The organism is Nocardioides sp. (assembly GCF_036374615.1).
In the GTDB taxonomy this organism is placed as follows: Bacteria; Actinomycetota; Actinomycetes; order Propionibacteriales; family Nocardioidaceae; genus Nocardioides.
In genome coordinates, this window is the sequence record NZ_DASUTK010000037.1 from 1 (window position 1) to 19,583 (window position 19,583).

18 protein-coding genes are annotated in these 19,583 nt (G+C 71.0%); 7 read left to right on the forward strand and 11 right to left on the reverse strand.

The genetic code is table 11. From position 1 onward, the window contains the following. On the forward strand, positions 1-1,246 hold a 1,246-nt coding region (locus tag VFZ39_RS03115; protein ID WP_330864263.1), incomplete at its 5' end, for an ERAP1-like C-terminal domain-containing protein. A gap of 81 nt (positions 1,247-1,327) precedes the next feature. On the opposite strand, the gene VFZ39_RS03120 is transcribed toward VFZ39_RS03115, so the two are convergent. After that, positions 1,328-1,690, reverse strand: coding sequence for a DUF5130 family protein (locus tag VFZ39_RS03120; RefSeq protein ID WP_330864264.1), 363 nt, complete (start codon positions 1,688-1,690; stop codon positions 1,328-1,330). Next, on the reverse strand, positions 1,677-2,033 hold the full coding sequence (locus VFZ39_RS03125; RefSeq protein ID WP_330864265.1) for a hypothetical protein: 357 nt from the start codon (positions 2,031-2,033) through the stop codon (positions 1,677-1,679). The genes VFZ39_RS03120 and VFZ39_RS03125 overlap by 14 nt, the downstream gene beginning before the upstream one ends. A 64-nt stretch (positions 2,034-2,097) precedes the next feature. Between VFZ39_RS03125 and VFZ39_RS03130 the strand changes: the two genes are divergently transcribed. Continuing rightward, positions 2,098-3,147: a mechanosensitive ion channel family protein gene (locus VFZ39_RS03130; RefSeq protein WP_330864266.1), complete on the forward strand. Its 1,050-nt coding sequence runs from the start codon at positions 2,098-2,100 to the stop codon at positions 3,145-3,147. After that, complete coding sequence (locus VFZ39_RS03135; RefSeq protein WP_330864267.1) at positions 3,144-3,518, forward strand: globin; 375 nt, start codon at positions 3,144-3,146, stop codon at positions 3,516-3,518. Before VFZ39_RS03130 ends, VFZ39_RS03135 begins: the two co-directional genes overlap by 4 nt. A gap of 54 nt (positions 3,519-3,572) precedes the next feature. Here VFZ39_RS03135 and VFZ39_RS03140 read toward each other — a convergent pair whose 3' ends face one another. Together VFZ39_RS03140 and VFZ39_RS03145 are read right to left on the reverse strand one after the other, a co-directional pair. Then, the gene (locus VFZ39_RS03140; protein ID WP_330864268.1) at positions 3,573-3,842 is read right to left on the reverse strand and encodes an excalibur calcium-binding domain-containing protein; all 270 of its coding nucleotides are present in this window, start codon (positions 3,840-3,842) and stop codon (positions 3,573-3,575) included. Between the two features lie 164 nt (positions 3,843-4,006). Then, positions 4,007-4,876, reverse strand: a complete 870-nt coding sequence (locus tag VFZ39_RS03145) for an acyl-CoA thioesterase (RefSeq protein ID WP_330864269.1) — start codon at positions 4,874-4,876, stop codon at positions 4,007-4,009. A 111-nt stretch (positions 4,877-4,987) separates the two neighbouring features. Here VFZ39_RS03145 and VFZ39_RS03150 point away from each other — a divergent pair, with 111 nt between their 5' ends. The 3 genes from VFZ39_RS03150 to VFZ39_RS03160 all read left to right on the forward strand — a co-directional run bounded on the left by VFZ39_RS03150 (position 4,988) and on the right by VFZ39_RS03160 (position 7,933). Next, on the forward strand, positions 4,988-6,112 hold the full coding sequence (locus tag VFZ39_RS03150; protein ID WP_330864270.1) for an endonuclease/exonuclease/phosphatase family protein: 1,125 nt from the start codon (positions 4,988-4,990) through the stop codon (positions 6,110-6,112). 69 nt (positions 6,113-6,181) lie between these two features. Then, a complete protein-coding gene (locus VFZ39_RS03155) occupies positions 6,182-7,396 on the forward strand; it encodes an acetyl-CoA C-acetyltransferase (RefSeq protein WP_330864271.1) in 1,215 nt (404 codons plus the stop codon). Between the two features lie 45 nt (positions 7,397-7,441). Then, the gene (locus VFZ39_RS03160; RefSeq protein ID WP_330864272.1) at positions 7,442-7,933 is read left to right on the forward strand and encodes a MarR family winged helix-turn-helix transcriptional regulator; all 492 of its coding nucleotides are present in this window, start codon (positions 7,442-7,444) and stop codon (positions 7,931-7,933) included. Positions 7,934-8,004: 71 nt separating this feature from the next. Here the strand turns inward: VFZ39_RS03160 and ettA are convergent, their stop codons facing one another. The 5 genes from ettA to VFZ39_RS03185 all read right to left on the reverse strand — a co-directional run bounded on the left by ettA (position 8,005) and on the right by VFZ39_RS03185 (position 14,895). Next, on the reverse strand, positions 8,005-9,687 hold the full coding sequence (gene ettA, locus VFZ39_RS03165; protein ID WP_330864273.1) for an energy-dependent translational throttle protein EttA: 1,683 nt from the start codon (positions 9,685-9,687) through the stop codon (positions 8,005-8,007). A 90-nt stretch (positions 9,688-9,777) separates the two neighbouring features. Next, positions 9,778-10,236, reverse strand: a complete 459-nt coding sequence (locus VFZ39_RS03170) for a single-stranded DNA-binding protein (protein WP_330864274.1) — start codon at positions 10,234-10,236, stop codon at positions 9,778-9,780. A gap of 170 nt (positions 10,237-10,406) precedes the next feature. Further along, positions 10,407-12,065 carry a GTPase gene (locus VFZ39_RS03175; protein ID WP_330864275.1) on the reverse strand — a complete coding sequence of 553 codons (1,659 nt, stop codon included), beginning with the start codon at positions 12,063-12,065 and terminating at the stop codon, positions 10,407-10,409. Further along, the gene (locus VFZ39_RS03180; protein WP_330864276.1) at positions 12,062-13,777 is read right to left on the reverse strand and encodes a dynamin family protein; all 1,716 of its coding nucleotides are present in this window, start codon (positions 13,775-13,777) and stop codon (positions 12,062-12,064) included. The genes VFZ39_RS03175 and VFZ39_RS03180 overlap by 4 nt, the downstream gene beginning before the upstream one ends. Next, on the reverse strand, positions 13,774-14,895 hold the full coding sequence (locus VFZ39_RS03185) for a PrsW family intramembrane metalloprotease (RefSeq protein ID WP_330864277.1): 1,122 nt from the start codon (positions 14,893-14,895) through the stop codon (positions 13,774-13,776). The genes VFZ39_RS03180 and VFZ39_RS03185 overlap by 4 nt, the downstream gene beginning before the upstream one ends. Before the next feature lie 69 nt (positions 14,896-14,964). Here VFZ39_RS03185 and VFZ39_RS03190 point away from each other — a divergent pair, with 69 nt between their 5' ends. Further along, positions 14,965-16,326, forward strand: coding sequence for an aminopeptidase P family protein (locus VFZ39_RS03190; RefSeq protein WP_330864278.1), 1,362 nt, complete (start codon positions 14,965-14,967; stop codon positions 16,324-16,326). A gap of 19 nt (positions 16,327-16,345) precedes the next feature. On the opposite strand, the gene VFZ39_RS03195 is transcribed toward VFZ39_RS03190, so the two are convergent. Together VFZ39_RS03195 and VFZ39_RS03200 are read right to left on the reverse strand one after the other, a co-directional pair. After that, complete coding sequence (locus tag VFZ39_RS03195; RefSeq protein WP_330864279.1) at positions 16,346-18,037, reverse strand: CapA family protein; 1,692 nt, start codon at positions 18,035-18,037, stop codon at positions 16,346-16,348. A 71-nt stretch (positions 18,038-18,108) separates the two neighbouring features. Continuing rightward, positions 18,109-19,227, reverse strand: coding sequence for a CapA family protein (locus VFZ39_RS03200; protein WP_330864280.1), 1,119 nt, complete (start codon positions 19,225-19,227; stop codon positions 18,109-18,111). Positions 19,228-19,583: the final 356 nt, after the last annotated feature.

Genomic DNA, 19,583 nt, shown 5'->3' on the forward strand with positions numbered 1-19,583 from the left:
GGACTCCTGGGCCAAGGAGTGGCTGCAGACCGCCGGCGTCAACACGCTGGCGCCGACGTTCGAGCTCGCCGATGACGGGAGCTACACCTCGTTCGCGGTGCGGCAGACCGCCCATCCCGAATGGCCGACGCTGCGTCGGCACCGGATCGGGATCGGCCTCTACGATGCCGTCGTCGGCGAGAACGGCGAGGCCGCGCTGGTGCGTCGCGACCGGGTCGAGATCGACGTGCACGGCGAGCTGACCGAGGTCCCCGAGCTCGTGGGCATCGCGCAGCCCGACCTGCTGCTCCTGAACGACGACGACCTCACCTACGCCAAGATCCGGCTCGACGAGCGCTCCCTCTCCACGGCGGTCGAGAGCCTCGGGAGGCTCGACGACTCGCTCGCCCGCGCCCTGTGCTGGGGAGCGGCGTGGGACATGACGCGCGACGCGGAGATGCGTGCGACCGACTTCGTCGACCTCGTGCTGCGCAACATCGCGAGCGAGACCGACGCCTGGGGGCTGGCCGCCCTCCCCCGGTTCGCGGCACTCGCCACCAACTTCTACAGCGCCCCCGCCAACCGCGACGCGGTCAAGGACACCTGGGAGCAGGGCCTGCGCCGCCTCCTCGGCGAGGCCGCCCCGGGCAGTGACCACCAGCTCACGTTCGCGCGGCACCTCGCCGGCTCCGCCCGCAGCTCGGAGGTGCTCGACGAGATCGAGGGGCTGCTCGACGGCTCGGTGACGTTCGAGGGACTCGACGTCGACCAGGACCTGCGCTGGGTGCTCGTCACCGGGCTCGCCCGGGCCGGCCGGATCGGGGGCGACCGGATCGCCGCCGAGCTCGAGCGCGACCAGACCATCTCCGGCCGCGAGCACGCCGCCGCGGCGCGAGCCGCCCAGCCGACGGCCGAGGCCAAGGCAGCCGCCTGGCGTACGGTCCTGGACCCCGACACCCCCAACGAGACGTCCCGGTCGATCGTGCTCTCGTTCATGCGTCCTGACCAGCAAGAGGTGCTCGAGCCCTACGTCGACGCCTATCTCGAGGCCGCCGACACACTGTGGGACGTGCTCGGTCCTCACAAGGCGTCGGTCGCGGTCGAGTACCTGTTCCCGAAGCCGCTCGGCTCACCCGAGCTGCTGACGCGGGTCGACGAGTGGCTCGCCACGACCGACGCTGGGCCCGGCGCGAAGCGGTACGTCACCGAGGGTCGGGCCGACGTGGTCCGGGCGCTGGCGGCGCAAGAGCGCGACGCCAGAGGTTGAGCGTTGGGCCGGCTGCTCCGGCCCGACGACTGATCGGATCTCGGGACGGCTCGTCAGTGCTTGACTCGCGCTTCGCGCGGCTCAGGCGGCTCGGGCATGTTCGGCGAGCTGGGCGATGCCCCGGGTGAGACCGCTCACGAGGTCGCCCTCGGCGAACGCCGACTGCATCTGCACGATGGCCAGGTCGACCTCGGCGTCGGTCAGCGTGCGTCGTACGGCGTCGCCGGTGACGACCTCGATCACGTGGGCGGTCGGGTCGACCATCACCAGCACACTCCGGTCAGGCGCCACCGCGGTCGCGTGGAGGCGTTGGGCGAACGTGCGCGGGTCACCGTGGGCCTGGCCCACGAACACGGAGAACTCGTACCGGCTGGACTGCTCCGCGGCTCGGATCGCCTTGTCGATGGCGTAACGGTCGCCGTCGGAGAAGTCACCAGCGGCCACTGCCGCCTCCTGTGGTCACGGCCTTCTCGTCGCCGCCTGCCGCCTCGAGCTCGTCGCGGTGGCGCGGGCCACCGAACCACTGGTCAGGGGTGTCATCCCCTGGCGCGACGTTCTCTCCGCGCGCCAGCGCGGGTCCGTAGACCCCCAGCGCCAGGACCAGCGTGATCGCGAGCGGGATCGCGCCGAGCAGCACCAGCATCGACAGGAAGGAGACCGGCTCGGGGTCACTCCAGCCCTCAGGCACCTCGGCGCCCGCCGGCCCGGCGGCGATCAGCGGGAGCAGCGCGGCGGTCAGGACGACCGCTGCGCGACGGGTCAGCGTCCGAATCTGCGAGGTGGTCACGAGCAGAGGATAGCCAAGCCCCCGGCCGACGGGCGGCTGGTCTCCGGTCGACATACTGGGGCCCATGTTCCAGGCCACGTTCCCGTCCGCCACGGCGGACCCCTGCACGACCGACGAGATGGTCTGCAACAACGTGCTCGACTGGACGGGCAACGAGCGCGCTGCCCAGGTCGCCGATCTGCTGATCGGCACGCCGCTGGCCCTCGTCGGCCTGTTGTTGCTGTTCTTGGTCCTCCGCTGGCTGCTGCACCGACTGGTGGACCGGTTGGTCAGCCGGGCCGAGGTCGGCGTGCTCCCTGCCCGCGTCTCCCGGCTGTCCCTGGGCTCGCTGGGGGCCAACAAGATGAACCGGACCTCCCAGGAGCTGGCGGTCGCGAGCCGGCGGGCACAGCGCGCGAAGACCATGGGCTCGCTGCTCAAGAGCGTCATCACCGGCGTCCTCGTGGCCGTGGTCGGTACCATGATGCTGAGCGAGCTCGGCGTCAACGTCGGCCCGATCCTCGCCAGCGCCGGCATCCTCGGCGTCGCCCTCGGCTTCGGCGCCCAGAGCCTGGTGAGCGACTTCCTCTCCGGCGTGTTCATGATCTTCGAGGACCAGTACGGCGTGGGCGACGAGGTCGACCTCGGTGAGGCGAGCGGCACCGTGGAGGCCGTGAGCCTCCGCGTCACCCGTCTCCGCGACGTCAACGGCACCGTCTGGTACGTCCGCAACGGGGAGATCGTCCGGGTCGGCAACATGAGCCAGAACTGGGCGCGCACGGTGCTCGACATCTCGGTCGCCTACCACGAGGACCTCGCCCGGGTGCGCCGCGTGCTCGAGGACGTCGCCCACGACCTGTGGGACGACGAGGAGTACAAGGGGGTCATCATCGAGGAGCCGTCGGTGTGGGGAGTGCAGGAGCTCGGGATCGACGGCGTCGTGGTGCGCGTGGCGCTGAAGACCGCCCCGCTGGAGCAGTGGGCGGTCGCGCGCGAGATGCGGCAGCGGATCAAGGCCCGCTTCGACTACGAGGGGATCGAGATCCCGCTCCCGCAGCGGGTGGTCTGGCACCGCGACGCTGCTGCAGCTGACGAGGCGGCCGACCGAGCCGCACACGAGGAGCCGACCCGGTGACCACGTTCTACGAGGAGATCGGCGGTTTCGAGACCTTCCGCCGGATCGTCCACCGTTTCTACGAGGGGGTCGCGACCGACGAGATCCTGCGCCCGCTGTACCCCGAGGAGGACCTCGGGCCGGCCGAGGAGCGGTTCTTGCTGTTCCTCGTGCAGTACTGGGGCGGGCCCACGACGTACTCCGACACCCGGGGGCACCCGCGGCTGCGGATGCGGCACGCGCCGTTCGCGGTGACCCCGGCCGCCAAGGACCGTTGGCTGCTCCACTTCCGCGAGGGACTCGACTCCGTGGAACTGACGCCCGAACAGGACGCCCGGTTCTGGGACTACGTCACTCACGCCGCCCAGTTCATGGTCAACACGTTCGAGTAGCCGTCCCACCTGCACTGAGCGAGCTCGCACGGAGCCCGACGTGGCACTCGTCGTTCAGGCGCTGACCTCGCATGCGGTGCCGTCCTTGTCCGCATCACTCTCGATGTTGGCCCGGTATACCTTGGGTCGCACGGCGGGCCGCTTGTGCCCGCTGTTGACCTGACGGTTGGCGGCCTTCTTGGACTTGGCGACCCCGTTCTTGTAGGTCTTGTGCATGTGGTCGCAGTTCCTGTAGTCCGTGACGGCTTCTGCAGGTCCTGCGAAGGCCAGCATGCTCACCGTCATGACGACAGCGATGAGTCCTGTCTTCGCAGCACGAAGCATGGAAGTCTCCCGACGTTGATCTAGGTATGTCGCCGGCGACGATATGTATCTCCACGCGTCTTCGTGGATGAACGGCGAAGATCGCCCCGCAGAGCCCTGTCAGGTCGATCACACTCCCGCACACCGCGGCGAAGGCGGCTGTGCCTCGCCGGCGGCGTTCATGGTCAACTCGTTCGAGCAGCCGCGACCAGGCGCGCGTGGAGCTCCGCGGGCGGCGGCGTCGCGCGGCCGGCGTCCGGGTCGAAGAACACGACGACCACGCGCGCCCGTGAGAGCACGGTCTCACCGTCGCAGATCTCCGACTCGATCGTCATCGACGTCGTCCCGACGTGCGAGATCCACGACCAGGCGTCGTACGCCTGCTGCCGGAAGAGGATCGGGAGCCGGTAGTCGACGTCGGTCTGGGCCACCACGGTGACCGGCTCGGGCGTCCCGTCGGGCAGGTCCGCCGACAGCCGCGCCATCATCAGGATCCTGGCCTCCATGAAGTACTCGAAGTACTTCACGTTGTTCACGTGCCCGTAGACGTCGACGTCGGAGAACCGGACTTGGACCGGGTAGTGGCCGACCTCGTCGCGAGCCGGTGCCGCGGCCGGCGGCGATCGGACCGGGTCGCCGGGTTCGAGGTACGCCTCGAGCGCCTGCTTCTCCGCCGAGGCCAGCCGGCGCGGCCGCTCCGTCGCGAAGACGTACGGCGTGAGGACGGTGCTCGCCCGGGCGTACACCACGCGCCCCTCGTCGGTGTCCTGGAACACCTCGTACGCCATCGTGAACGCGGCGGCGCGGATCTCGGTCACCCACACCGCGATGCTCACGGGCTGGAACCGATAGCTCAGTGGCGCGAGGTACTGCACCTCGTGGCGCACCACGACCACCCCCTCGACGAGGCCGCCCTCCGCGTTGGCCGTCGGCCCGTGGTGGCGCAGCAGGTCGACCCGCGCCTCTTGCAGGTAGTCCACGTAGACGACGTTGTTGACGTGCCCGAGGAGGTCCAGGTCGGCCCAGCGCATCGGGCACTGGTAGACGTGGCGCACACGGGTGATGCTGCCAGACGACCGACTTCCGATCCGAGGCCTGGGTTGGGATACTGCGGAGGCCGGCCGGCGGACGCTGTTGGCCTTCACGGGACGCAAGGGGGAGTCGACATGTGGCAGGTGCAACGGTTCAACCGGGGTCTGGCAGCAGCCGTGACCGCGCTGCTGGCGGTGGTCTCGCTGGGATCGCTGCCTGTGCATGCCCAGCCCGGTGGCGGCAGCTCGCAGCGCGATCTCACCGTCGCGACCTACAACGTCTACCTGGGCGCCGACCTCACGCCGTTGTTCGCCGCACCGAACCAGCCGGCCTTCGTGGCGGCGGCCGGGGCGGTGTACGCGCAGATGGAGTCGACTGACTTCCCGAGGCGGGCCGAGGCCATCGCGGCACAGATCGCGGCGCACGATCCCGAGGTGGTCGGCCTGCAGGAGGTCGCGCTGTGGCAGAAGGGACCGCTGGGCGGCCCGCTGACGACGACGTACGACTTCCTGCCGTTGCTGCTCGACGCCCTCGCCGAGCGCGGCCTCCACTATGAGCCGGTGGCCGAGAACGCCAACTTCGGGACGGCGCAGCCGGTTCCGATCAGTGCCACGGAGCAGGCCTCCTTCCTGGATCGCGACGTCATCCTGGCGCGTTCGGACCTGCCGGCGTCCCGACTGAAGGTGAGCAACCCCCGGTCGGGCACCTTCACCGCGACCCTGACGCTGCCGTCGGCCATCGGCCCGATCGCGGTGCCGCGCGGCTGGTCCACCGTCGACGTCAAGGTCCGGGGAGCCTGGGTGCGGGTGGCCAACACCCACCTCGAGGCGTTCGGCGGCCGCACCGTCCGCGAGCTGCAGGGACGTGAGCTGATCGCGGAGCTGGACGGGTCACCCCACCCGGTGATAGTGCTGGGCGACCTCAACACCTGCCCGCAGGCGACCGATCCGTGCACCGTGGACGACACCTACGAGGACTTCGTTGGGGCCGGGTACGTCGACTCCTGGGCTGAGGTCCACGGCATCGCGGGCGGCTGGACGTCGGGCCAGAGCGCCACCCTGGACGATCCCGACGAGATCACGCACCGGATCGACTACGTGCTCCACCGAGGTCGCGGCGTCCGCGCCGTCGACGTCGAGGTGATCGGCGAGGAGGAGGCCGACCGGACGGGCGGCTCGCCCTCCTTGTGGCCCTCCGACCACGCCGGCGTCGTCTCCACGCTCGCACTCCCCAGACCCGGAGCGGCACCACGGGGCTGATCCCCACGACGATCAGGACCCGGCACCCGGCTAGTGTGAACGGGCATCCGCACACGTCGAGGAGTCGCCATGCCCGAAGCCGTCATCGTGTCTGCAGCGCGGTCTGCTATCGGCCGCGCCAACAAGGGCTCGCTCAAGGACATGCGCCCCGACGACCTGGCCGCTCGGATCGTGAGCGCGGCGCTGGAGAAGGTCCCCGAGCTCGACCCGCACACGATCGACGACCTCTACCTCGGCTGCGGCCTTCCCGGCGGAGAGAGTGGCTTCAACATGGGCCGGGTCGTCAACATCCTCAACGGGCTCGACGACGTGCCCGCCGCCACGCTCACGCGCTACTGCGCGTCGTCGGTGCAGACGACGCGGATGGCCTTCCATGCCATCAAGGCCGGTGAGGGAGACGTCTTCGTGTCAGCCGGCGTGGAGACCGTGTCGCGGTACTCCAAGGGCACCTCGGACAGCTGGCCCGACACCCACAACCCGGCCTTCGCGCACGCCGAGCAGCGAACCGCGGAGACCGCGAAGGGCGGCACCGGCTGGCACGACCCACGCGAGGACGGGGAGGTCCCCGACATCTACATGGCGATGGGTCAGACCGCCGAGAACCTCGCCACGGCGCGCGGTCTCTCGCGGCAGGAGCTCGACGAGTTCGGCGTCCGCTCGCAGAACCTCGCGGAGAAGGCGATCGCCAACGGCTTCTGGGCCCGCGAGATCACCCCGGTGACCACCCCGGACGGCAACGAGGTCACCGCGGACGACGGACCGCGGGCCGGGGTGACCATCGAGGCCGTCTCGCAGCTCGACCCCGTGTTCCGCCCCGACGGCGTGGTGACCGCGGGCAACTGCTGTCCCCTCAACGACGGCGCCGCGGCGGTCGTGATCATGTCCGACACGAGGGCCGCCGAGCTGGGCGTCGCGCCGCTGGCGCGGATCGTGGCGACGGGCGTGAGCGCCCTCTCCCCCGAGATCATGGGCCTCGGCCCGGTCGAGGCCACCCGGCGGGCGTTGGCGAACGCGGGCATGACGATCGGCGACATCGACCTGGTCGAGATCAACGAGGCGTTCGCGGCCCAGGTCGTGCCGTCGTACCAGGACCTCGGCATCGACCTCGACCGGCTCAATGTCAACGGCGGCTCGATCGCGGTCGGCCACCCGTTCGGGATGACCGGCGCCCGGCTGCAGAACACGATGCTCAACAGCCTCGACTGGCACGACAGGACGACCGGTCTGATCACGATGTGCGTCGGCGGCGGCCAGGGCATGGCGTTGATCCTCGAGCGACTCTGACCGAGGTCCGCGGCGCTCGCGCTCGGTCGGGCTAGGGTGCCCGACATGAGCGACGACGGGGTCCGCTGGCTGGACGAGGACCAGCAACACCACTGGCGCGCGCTGGTGATGGGTACGACGCTGCTCTTCGACCGGCTCGACAACGACCTGAGCCGCGAGCACGGCATCTCGCTCGCCGAGTACGAGATCCTGGTCCGGCTCTCCGAGCGCGAGGGCCGGCGGATGCGAATGGCGCAGCTCGCGGACTCCATGGCGCACAGCCGCAGCCGCGTCACCCACACCGTGGGCCGGCTGGAGAAGAGCGGCCTGGTCGAGCGGATCAAGTCACCGGAGGACGGCCGCGGCGTCGTGTGCGCGATGACCGAGCAGGGCTGGGAGCTGCTGGTCGCCATGGCGCCGACCCACGTGCGCGGCGTCCGGGACAACCTGGTGGACCTGGCCGACCCAGCGGACTTCGCCGCGGTCGGGCGGGTCTTCGACGCGGTCGCCGACCACCTCGTCGCGGCTCACCCGGAGATGGAGATCCGCGGCCACTGACCCAGAGCCGGCCCGAGACCGTGGGTCTGCCGCGGCAGCGTCCGTGCGCGGAGGCTCGCGCGTGGACAGCCTCAGTCGCGGGTCAGACGCCGGTGGGTGACCCGGTGCGGACGAGCCGCCTCGGCGCCGAGCCGCTGGACCTTGTTCTCCTCGTAGGCCGCGAAGTTGCCCTCGAACCAGAACCACTTCGAGGGGTCCTCCTCGTCGCCCTCCCACGCCAGGATGTGGGTGGCGATCCGGTCGAGGAACCACCGGTCGTGCGAGGTGACCACGGCACACCCGGGGAAGTCGAGCAGCGCGTCCTCGAGGGACGACAGGGTCTCGACGTCGAGGTCGTTGGTCGGCTCGTCGAGCAGCAGCAGGTTGCCGCCCATCTTGAGGGTCAGCGCGAGGTTGAGGCGGTTGCGCTCCCCGCCGGACAGCACCCCCGCCTTCTTCTGCTGGTCCGGGCCCTTGAAGCCGAACGAGGCGACGTACGCCCGCGAGTTCATCTCGAAGTTCGCGACCTTGATGAAGTCGAGCCCGTCGGAGACGACCTCCCAGACGTTCTTGTTCGGGTCGATGCCACCGCGGCTCTGGTCGACGTAGGAGAGCTTGACGGTCTTGCCCACGGTCAGGGTGCCGGAATCGGGCTTCTCGTCGCCGGTGATCATCCGGAACAGCGTCGTCTTGCCCACCCCGTTCGGTCCGATCACGCCGACGATGCCGGCTCGCGGCAGCTTGAAGGACAGGTCGTGCATCAGCGTGCGGTCGTCGAACCCCTTGCTGAGGTCTTCTGCCTCCAGCACAACGTCACCGAGCCGTGGCCCGGCCGGGATGTTGATCTCCGACGTGTCGATCTTGCGCATCCGGTCGGCCTCGGCCGCCATCTCCTCGTAGCGCGCGAGTCGCGACTTGCTCTTGGTCTGGCGGGCCTTGGCGTTCGAGCGCACCCACTCCAGCTCGCGCTCCAGCATCTTGGCGCGCTTGGCGTCCTTCTGGCCCTCGATCTTGAGCCGGTCCTTCTTGGTCTCCAGGTAGGTGGAGTAGTTGCCTTCGTACGGGTGGGTCTTGCCGCGGTCGAGCTCGAGGATCCACTGCGCGACGTTGTCGAGGAAGTACCGGTCGTGGGTGACAGCCAGGACGCACCCGGGGTACGCCGCGAGGTGCCCCTCCAGCCACTGCACGGACTCGGCGTCGAGATGGTTGGTGGGCTCGTCGAGGAGCAGCAGGTCCGGCTGCTGCAGCAGGAGCTTGCACAGCGCGACCCGGCGTCGCTCGCCACCCGACAGGTTGTCGACGAGTACCTCGGGTGGCGGGCAGCGCAGCGCGTCCATCGCCTGGTCGAGCCGGCTGTCGAGGTCCCAGGCACCCGCGTGGTCGAGGTCGGTCTGCAGGTCCCCCATCTCGGTGAGCAGCTTGTCGTAGTCGGCGTCGGGGTCGCCGAGTGCCTCGGAGATCTCGTTGAAGCGGTCGAGCTTGCGCTTGATCTCGCCGACGGCCTCCTCGACGTTCTCCTGGACCGTCCTGCCCTCGCTGAGCGGCGGCTCCTGCTGGAGCATGCCGACCGTGGCGTCAGGGTCGATGATCGCGTCGCCGTTGTTGGGGTGGTCGAGCCCGGCCATGATCTTCAGCAGCGACGACTTGCCGGTGCCGTTGGGGCCGACGACGCCGATCTTGGCGCCGTGCAGGAACGAGAGAGTGACGTTGTCGAGGACGACCTTGTCGCCGTGGGCCTTGCGCACGTTGCGCAGGGTGAAGACGTAATCAGCCATGATCCCTGAGCCTACCGGCGGGTCACAGCCGCTCCCCGGGCGGTCGGCTCTGCCCGTCGGCGGCGCGGCCAGCCGACTGCGCCCGCTCCGTCAGGCTGCGGTCGGTACCTCCGCGACTGACTCGGTCGGTGCGACCTCGGCCGGTGCGGACTGCGGCGACACCGCCTCGCTCGGCGGCTGCTCGCGACGGCGTTCGGCCTTCGTGAAGGCCGACCGTCCGCGATTCAGGTCGTGGCCGACGAATGTCGCGTCGACCTCGAGCGAGCTCACCTCGACCCCCTCGGAGTTGACCCAGGTGCTGTGGCTCAGCCGCCCGTGCACGACGACCGGGTCACCCCGCCGTAGCGAACCGGCGCAGTGCTCGCCGAGCGCGCGCCACGCGTTCACGGTGTACCACTGCGTGGGCCCGTCGGACCACGTCTGGGCCGCGCGGTTGAACCGTCGCGGGGTGCAGCCGACCCGGAACCACGCGACGGTCGCTCCCCCGGCGTTCCTCGTGCGGACGTCGTTGCCGAGCCAGCCCTGGAACGTGACCATGGACTCGTTCATCTCTGCCTCCTCAGATCAGACGCGATCGGGTGACCGCGTGCCCGGCAGCCTCCAGCCGGCTGCTGACACGGACCCCGGTGTCGGCCGATGCCTTGGGGAAGAGCGCGCCCGAACGAGGCTTGTGGAGGGTTCGCGGACCGAGTGGCTGCTCCCTCAGCGCTCAGTCGCCGCTACTTGAGCGCGCGTTCGAGGCCGGCGCGGAAGTCTCGGTAGGCGGCCAGCTCGGCCTCGACCGGAGCGACCACCAGCTCCTCTGCTACGCCGCCGATCGCACCGGTGAGGCGGGCATGCGCGGAGCGTCCCCGCGACCGTGCCGTCATCCGCACCAGCAACCGGCACACCAGGGCCAGCAGGACGCCGAGCGCGATCCCTCCGAGGAGCAGCAGGGTCGGGATGGGGAACCCACCCCAGCGCGGGGTGTCGGGCTGTGGCACTCGCAGGTAGCCCATCACCGCCAGCCCCGCGAGCCACACGCCGCCGCCCACCGCGGCCAGGATCAGCAGCCACTGGAGCAGCCGGACCGCACCGGCCCAGACCGGGATCGTGGCAACCCCGAGATCGGTGCCCCCGACCGCCGCGTCGAGCCCGTCGCCGAGGTCGTCCAGCCGCGAGGTCGAGGCACGTCTCACCGCAGTCGCCCAGGGCCGACCCATGCCGGCGGACACCTCGTCGGCGAGCGCCCGGACCTCGGTGTCGACCCGCGCCCGCTGTACGGGCGTGGGTTCGGGGATCGACGTGCGGGACCGACCCGTCAGCTGCTTGGCGTGAGCACCGAGGTCGAGGTGGAGTCGTTTGAGCGGGTCGGGTCGCAGCCGCGAGAGCCAGGCGGTCACCGGCCAGCCGGTGGCGCGGTTGGCCCGGACCCGCGTCGACTCGACCACCGCAGCGACGACGGTCGGCACGCCGGCGGCGTCAGCGAACGCGACCTCGAGCGCCTCGATCCGCTCGCGCTGCAGCCTCGGGGCATCCGCGCGCCCTCCGGCGGCGTCGAGCCGCTCCGCAGCGGCGCGCACGTCCGCGGCCATCCGGGTCCGCGTGGCCTGCTTGGCGGCGACCCGGGCGGCGACCTCGCCCTTGAGCTCTGCGACACCGGTGCCGTCGCGGGCACTGATGGCGAAGATCGGTACCCCGGTCAGACCGTCCTGGTCGAGCAACCGGCGTACGTCGGCGAGCATCGCGTCACGCCGCGCTTCCGGAACCGTGTCGATGTGGTTCAGGACCACCACCGTGACGTCGCGATGACCGGCCATCGGCCGGAGATAGCGTTCGTGGATCGCTGCGTCGGCGTACTTCTGGGGGTCGAGCACCCAGATCATCAGGTCGGCGAGCCGCACCAGTCGGTCGACCTCGAGGTGGTGGGAGACCTCGGTCGAGTCGTGGTCGGGCAGGTCGAGCAGCACCACCCCCTCGAGCCGGCGGTCCGCCCGGGTGGCGTCGAGCATGGAGTCGCGCACCGTCCGGTGCCGCTCGGGGATCTCCAGCCAGTCGAGCACCTCCTCCGCTCCGTCGACGCCCCACACGCAGGCGCTCGCCCACGACGTCGTCGGCCTCCGGAGCCCCACCGCGGCGATGTCGAGCCCGACCAGCGCGTTGAAGGTGGACGACTTCCCGGACCCGGTGGCGCCGGCGATCGCGACGACGGTGTGGTCGGCCGAGAGCCGAAGCCGCGCCGCGGCCCCGTCAACCACCCGGGCGGCGTCGTCGACGAGCGCGTCGTCGAGCCTGCCGCGCGCCGCGTCCGTCGCTGCCTCGAGTCCGGCGAGCCGCGGGCCGACGTCGTCGGAGCCGCGTTTGAGCAGCGCCTTGGCCCCCTCCAGCAGCGAGGTCATGGCGCGCTCACCTGCCACCCCTCCGACCGGAGGTCGTCGACGTTGCGGGCAGCGGAGCGCAGCCGGTCGGGGGCCTCGGCGTCGACCGCGAGCGAGTCGAGGAGGTCGGTGTAGCGGCGCCGCTCGCCGTCGAAGAGCTCGGCCGTCCGCACCTCGAGGTCGTGTCGCGCCCGCTCGGAGAGGCTGCGGACGGCCTGGTCGCCGAAGACCGCCTCCAGCAGTTTCTGACCGATCACGGCAGCACCGCCCGCGACTCCCGCCTCCGCGCCGATCAGCGCGCCCCCGGTGTGGACGAAGACGACGATCATCAGCGCGACGCCGAGCCCGTTCACGCCGTACGCGAGGAAGCGCGCCGTGCCCCGCTTGTCGGCACCTTCGGTGCGGACCATCTCCAGCACGTCCTGCTGCCAGTCGCGGACCGCCCGCTCGGCGCGCCGCCGGAACTCGCGGGACGCGCGGCCGAGGTCCTCCCCAGCGTCCGCGAGGAGCGACTGCCCGGGCGCGAGCGACTGCCACGACGCCTCCGCCCGCTCGGCAGCGGCCTCGGCGTGCTCGAGCAGCAGCGTCTCCAGCCCCGACTCCACGGCGACCGTCACCCGCTCGGCCTGCTGCGGCTTGCCCTTGATCGCGTTGACGAGCCGGTCGCGCAGCCAGCCGACCCGCGTCTCCAGGCTCCGCAGGAGCTCACCGGTGCCGACGAACTCCTGCCACCGCGCCAGCACCTCGCCGCGCAGCAGGGTGCCGTCGGCGCTCGCCTCGGCGACCCGCGCGACGGCGTTGTCGTACGCCGCCACCGCGTCGTCCCGCAGCCGCTGTTCGGCCTTCACCTGCTCGGCGGCAGCGTCGGCAACGGCGTGCGTCCGGCGGACCAGGTCGCGCACCGCGCCCTCGAGGGTCTGCCTCACCACGTGCGACCGGGCCTCGGCGTTCGCGGCCAGCGCGTCCAGCCACCCCTTCACCTCGGCGACCGACTCGGGCGGGAGCAGCCCGTCGTCGGTCACCGGACTCTCGGCAACCGTGAAGAGCGGAGAGTCCTTGAGCCCGCGGCTGGCGAGCATCCGCGCCAGGTGGCCCGACACCGTGTCCATCGCATCGGGCTGGGTCCGGTCGAGCACGATGGCGACTGCTGCCGATCTGTCCGCGGCTCGGCGGAGGAACTCCCAGGGCACCTGGTCGGCGTACCGCGCCGCCGAGGTGACGAAGAGCCAGAGGTCGGCGGCCGCGAGGAGCTGGCCGGCGAGGGTGCGGTTCTGCTCCTCGACCGAGTCGATGTCGGGCGCGTCGAGGATCGCCAGCCCGGCCGGCACGGAGTCGGCGGCGACCAGCTGGAGCGCCTTGGGGTCGGTGGTCGGGTGGTCGATCCGCTCCAGGTCGGGCAGCACCTGGTCCTGCCGGAACCAGTCGGCGTCGGCGGGGTTGTGCACCAGCACCGGTGATCGGGTGGTGGGTCGCAGGAGGCCGGGCTCGGTGACGCGGCGGCCGACCAACGAGTTCACCAGGGTCGACTTGCCGGCTCCGGTCGAGCCGCCCACGACGGCGAGCAGCGGGGCGTCGGCGCTGAGCACCCGTGGGATCACGTAGTCCTCGAGCTGGTCCACCATCTCCGCCCGGGCCTTCCGTTCCGCGTCGACGCGTGGCAGGTCCAGAGGAAGTCTCAGGTCCCGCAGCCCGGCGTGGAGCTGCACCAGCGCCGTCACCAGGTGTCCCGTCATCGGGTGGGGACCACCTGTCCGGGGAACCCGACGTACGGCCTGGCGGCCGCGATCCGGGCGACGTACGCCTGGCCACGGGCGGCGAAGTCGGGTGGCGCGGTGCCGCGCAGGAACCGGTGGTGCAGGAAGCCGAGCTCGATCGCTGCCTGCTGGTAGTCGACCATCGCCCGATAGGCCGTCGGCCCGCCGTACTCCTTCGCGTGCGCGCGGCAGGCCCGCCGGGCCGACAGGTCGACCAGCCACGGGATGTCCGTGGCGGGGATCAAACCGCGCCGAGCCGCGTCGGCGAGCGACGCGGCGAGCATCCGCTTCTCGGAGCTACGCGCCCAGACCGCGAACCCCAGCATGCCGAGGAAGGCCGGCGCCATCAGCACGAGGTAGACCCCGGCGAAGCCGGAGATGCCGTACAGGGTCGAGGCGTTCCACAGTCCGTGTGCGATCACGGCGAGCCCGTACCCCACCAGGGGTGCGCTCACCCGTACCGCGCGACTGCGGGATCCGACGGCGATCCCCACCCCGATGCCGAGGAACGTCGTGAACAGCGGATGGGCGAACGGGCTGATCAGGCAGCGCAGAATGAACACGCTCGTGAGAGCCGACGTGCCGCCCGGCCCCATTCCGTCGGTCCCGTCGTAGGCGGAGGCGAGATAGAAGATGTTCTCGATGAAGGCGAAGCCGATGCCGACCATGCCCGCGTAGACGATGCCGTCGAGGATGCCGTCGAGCTCGTGGCGGCGCCACCACAGGAGCAGCAGCAGGAACAGCCCTTTGGCGAGCTCCTCGGTGACCGGGGCGACCACGGCGAGCGACTCGCGGTCGCTGAAGCCGGCGACCAGCCCGCCCAGTCCCTGCACCAGCAGCGCGGCTGCGGTCGCGACGAAGCCGCCCCACAGCAGTGCGAGCGCGAGCAGCATCTTCGGCTCGGGCTCGTAACGGTCGAGCCAGAGATAGCACGCGACCAGCGGACCGACCGGGACCGCCGCCAGCACGGTCGCCAACAACAGCGAGGAGGGAGCGCCCGAGGCTGCGACGAGGAACAGGATCGGGAGCGCGCCGAGGCCCACGAGCACGGTCACCACGACCGTGAACGCGACGTTCTCACGCGCTGCCCCAGGCATGCGCCGCAGCCTACTTGTCCGGGCGGAGGCGATCCCTGACGCGCAGCTGTCCCGGCGTAGAGTGCCGCTGTGAGTGAGAACACCGAGCAGCCGAACACCGAGTCGCACGACCCGAAGGTCCCCGAGGCGTGGGCGTCGTTCATGCGCGAGGGCTGGGGCGACCGCGAGCTCGACCTGCCGCCGCACCCGATCGCGGACTGGGCCGCGGCTCGGCGTACCAAGCTGGCGGAGGCCTTCCCCGGTGAGCGGCTGGTGATCCCGGCCGGCACCTACAAGGTCCGCTCGAACGACACCGACTACCGGTTCCGCCCCGACACCGCGCACACCTACTACAGCGGCAACCAGACCAGCGACGCGGTACTGGTGATCGAGGACGGCGACCACGTGCTCTACGCGCGGCCGCGCTCGGACCGCGACAGCGACGAGTTCTTCCGGGACCGGCAGTACGGCGAGCTGTGGGCCGGCCGTCGACCGTCCCTGAAGGAGATCTCCGACTCCCTCGGGCTCGAGGTGAAGCACATCAACGACCTGCCGTCGTTCGACGACGAGCACAAGGTCCGCGACATCACCACCGACGACGACCTCGCGCGGGTCGCGTCCGAGCAGCGGCTCGTCAAGGACGAGTGGGAGGTCGGCGAGCTGCAGGAGGCGTGTGACATCACCGCTCTCGGCTTCGCCGACTGCGCCGCCGAGTGGGACCGGGTGCTGGAGTTCGGCGAGCGGTGGGTCGAGGGCACGTTCTTCCGGCGTGCCCGGGCGATGGGCAACGACATCGGCTACGACTCGATCGTGGGCGGCGGCAAGCACGCCACCACGCTCCACTGGATCGACAACACCGGCCCGATCACGCCCGGCGAGCTGGTGCTGCTCGACATGGGTGTCGAGGGGCGCAACCTCTACACGGCCGACGTCACCCGCACCTTGCCGGTCGACGGCCGGTTCACAGCGCTGCAGCGCGACCTGTACGACCTCGTGTACGCAGCCCAGGATGCCGGGATCGCGGCCGTGAAGCCGGGCGTTCCGTTCCTGGCCGCCCACGAGGCGGCGATGAAGGTGCTCGCCCACGGGCTCGAGGACCTGGGCCTGCTGCCGGTCTCGGCCGAGGAGGCCCTCGCCCCCGATTCGAAGGTCTACGCGCGCTGGACGCTCCACGGCACCAGCCACATGCTCGGCATGGACGTACACGACTGTGGCCGCGCGTCTGACGAGGCCTACCGCGAGGGCACCCTGACCGCCGGCATGGTCCTCACCGTCGAGCCCGGTCTCTACTTCCAGGAGGACGACCTGCTGGTCCCGGAGGAGCTGCGGGGCATCGGCATCCGGATCGAGGACGACATCCTCGTGACGGCCGACGGCCGGACGAACCTCTCGGCCTCGCTCCCCCGCACGAGCTCCGACGTCGAGGAGTGGATGGCGGCCCAGCGCCGCTGAGCCCTGGCCGCCCGGGGGGTCAGCTGCCGGCCGTGAAGTGCTGGTAGTCGGGATCCGCCCAGAAACCACCCCAGGCCCAGCCGGCGTCGTTGAACGCCTGGATCACCACGTCACCGTCGTGGATCACGCCCCACGGTGGCTCGGCGTCGACGGACCGGTCGAGCCGGGCGTACGCGCGGCCGGCGCGCGGGGCAATCGAACCGGTGGGGCGCAGGTACGGGTTCTGCACCGGGTTGATGTCGACGGCGGTGCCGTAGGCGTGGTCGGACCAGCGGCGCGTGCCGGCGACCGGCCGGCAGTTGTACGCCGAGGTGTTGTTCGCCGCCATCGAGCGGTCGTCGTTCCCGCCGTAGTCGCTGACCAGCCGCATCCGCCGGATGGGGTACCCGGCGTGGAAGAGCCTCCGGAAGATGCCGACCACGGTGTCGGCCTGTGACGCGGCGACGACCATCTCGCCCTGGTGCACCCGGCCGTCGAAGCCCACGTGGCTCATCCGCAGGTACCGCAGGTCGCGGTGGTCGAGCGGGCAGCGGTCCCGATGGCTCGGGGCCATCCGCTCACGCAGCTCGGCGTCGACCGGCCGGATCGAGGAACGGAACCGGACCGGCGCCTCCCCGGGTGCGGGCGCCACGTCAGCGCACGCTCGGGCGGCCCGCCACTGTGCGGTGGCACGCTTCGCCGCGGAGCCGGCCAGCGGCTTCGGGCGACCGTCCGGCTGGATCAGCGCCGGGATCCACTCGTCGCTCACGACCTCTCCGTTCTCGAGGCTGAGCTTGAGCACTCCGGTCTCGGGGGCGAGGTCGTGGTACCAGACGAAGTTCCCGAGCCCGTAGTTCACATAGCTGCCGTCGGGCTGCCAGCCCGAACCGAGCAGCCGGTGGGTGTGGCTGCCGACGATGACGTCGGCGCCGGCACGCGACAGCGCCCGCGCCGTGGTCTGCTGATCGACGGTGGCGCAAACGTCGTACTCACGCCCCCAGTGCAGGAAGACGACGACGACGTCGGCGGTGCGTGACAACCGACGCACCCGGTCGAGCAGCACCTCCGGGCGCGGCTCGCGCGCCGCCGCAGTGCCTGGATCCTCCGCCGTTGCACCCCACAGCGTGCTGGCTCCCTCGCGAGGCGACGCGTCGGCCGCGACCACCGCGATCTCGGTACCGCGCACGTCCACGCGGTACGGCGCGAACGCCTCCCGCCGGTTGCGACCGACGCCGAGCACCGCGATCGGGCTCTCGTCCTTGGCGCGCAGCGTGTCGCGCATGCCGACGGGACCGTAGTCGGCGCCGTGGTTGTTCGCCATGCTCACGGCGTCGACGCCGGCGGCGGCGAGCACGTCGAGCGCAGCCGGTGCCGTGCGGAAGTGGTAGCGGTTGTCGGGGACCTCGAGCTCCTTCGGCTCAGGAGTTCCGCGGGTGGTGATCGCCGTCTCCAGGTTCAGCACCGTGACGTCGGCGTCGGACAGCACGCGATTGATCGGTCCGAGCCCGTTGTCCGGGTTGTCGAACAGGTCGGTGAGGTGGAACTCGAAGTGGGAATCGCCCGCGAACGCCAGCGTGATCGGCCGCGCGTCCCCCGGAGTGGCGACCGCCGACGTCTCCTCGTCGGCAGGATCGGGCACGGCAGCCGGCGGTGCGGTCGGTTCGGTGCAGCCGGCCACCACGAGGACGGCGCAGAGCGCGACCACGGCGCGGCTCACGCGAGTGCGTCGCACAGCGGCCTCCTCCGATCCTGTTGCCTACTCACAAGACCATGACGTTCCGGATCGGCCAATAGTTGCGCCTGTCACCTCGCCGCGCTCGGAATCGGCCCAACCGTCGGTCGATCGTGGAGCCCGGCGCAGCCGCGCAAGGCCTGCCAGTCCGCCACCGCAGCCTTGCGGCGTGCGCCCGACAGTGGCACGGGACGTCCCCAAATTCCGATCTCAGCGGGGACCCACTCGTCCGACACGACCTCGCCCTCCTCCACTCGCAGTCGCAGCACTCCGGTCTCGGGCTGGTGGTTGTGGTACCAGACGAAGTTCCCGAGCCCGTAGCTCACATACGCGCCGCGCATCCAGCCCGACCCGAGGAGGACGTGGGCATGACTTCCCACCACGACGTCCGCTCCGGCGCGCGCAAGGGCCCTGGCCGTCGTTCGCTGGTCGCGGGTCGGGCAGGCCTGCAGCTCCTGCCCCCAGTGCAGGTAGACGACCACGATGTCCACCGCCCGCGCTGCCTTCCGAACGGCAGCCAGGAGCGCCGACGGTCGGGGTTCGTGCGCGTCCGCGAGCCCAGGACTCCGCGGGCCGGCACGCCAGACGCTCTCGGTGCTCTCGAGGGGAGAGGCGTCCGCAGCGAAGAAGGCGAGCGTGACGCCCTTCACCGTCGTCCGGTGGGGCGTGAACGCCTGCCGTCGATCACGGCCGATCCCGACCACGGACAGCGGTGCGCGCCGCTCGGCGCGCAGCGTGTCGCGCACACCGATCGGGCCGTAGTCGGCGCCGTGGTTGTTGGCCACCCCGACCACGTCCACGCCCGACCTCGCGAGGACGTCCAGCGCTGATGCCGGTGCCCGGAACCAGTACCTGTCCCAGGAGTCCTCGAGGGCCTTCGGGTCCGGCACGCCGCGGTCGGTGATCGCGCTCTCGAGGTTGACCATCGCCACGTCGGCGGTCGCGAGGGCACGCCCGGACGGCCCGAGCGTCGCGTCCGGTTTGTCCAGCAGCGCGGCGAGGTGAAGCTGGAAGTGGATGTCGCCTGCGAAGGCTAGCGTGATCGGCCGGGCCGGCCGTTCGACGCGAGTCGCCTCCTCGCGCACTTCGGGCCGCTCGCGCTCGACCGCCGACGGCGGGGCACCCGGCGTGCACCCGGCCAGGAGGATGGCGAGGCCCGCGACGACAGAGTTGACTCTCGCCCGTCCCAAAGCCGACCCCCTTCGACCTGGTGTGTCACTTGATTGACGCTCTGGACCCATCGAATGGTTCAGTGCGTCATGCGGATAGAGCCAAGGGCGCTCAGAACGCGTGACCTACCGTCGGGGCGCAGCGGGCAGATCCGTTCCCCGAGCCGGGGTCTCCACGCCGAGGACAGTTACGAGAGGTCGCCCTTCCCCATCGGGCTCGTGAGGACTACGGTGCGCCCTAAGTGCGGCGGCTGCGCCGCAGCCTCACGCAGATCCTCGGCGCGGCCGCCGCACTGAGCGCCGTGGTCACGACCGTTCTGTCACACGCGCGAGACGCCTGACATCAGGGCCAACCCTGTGAGCGCTTGTCCTCTTGC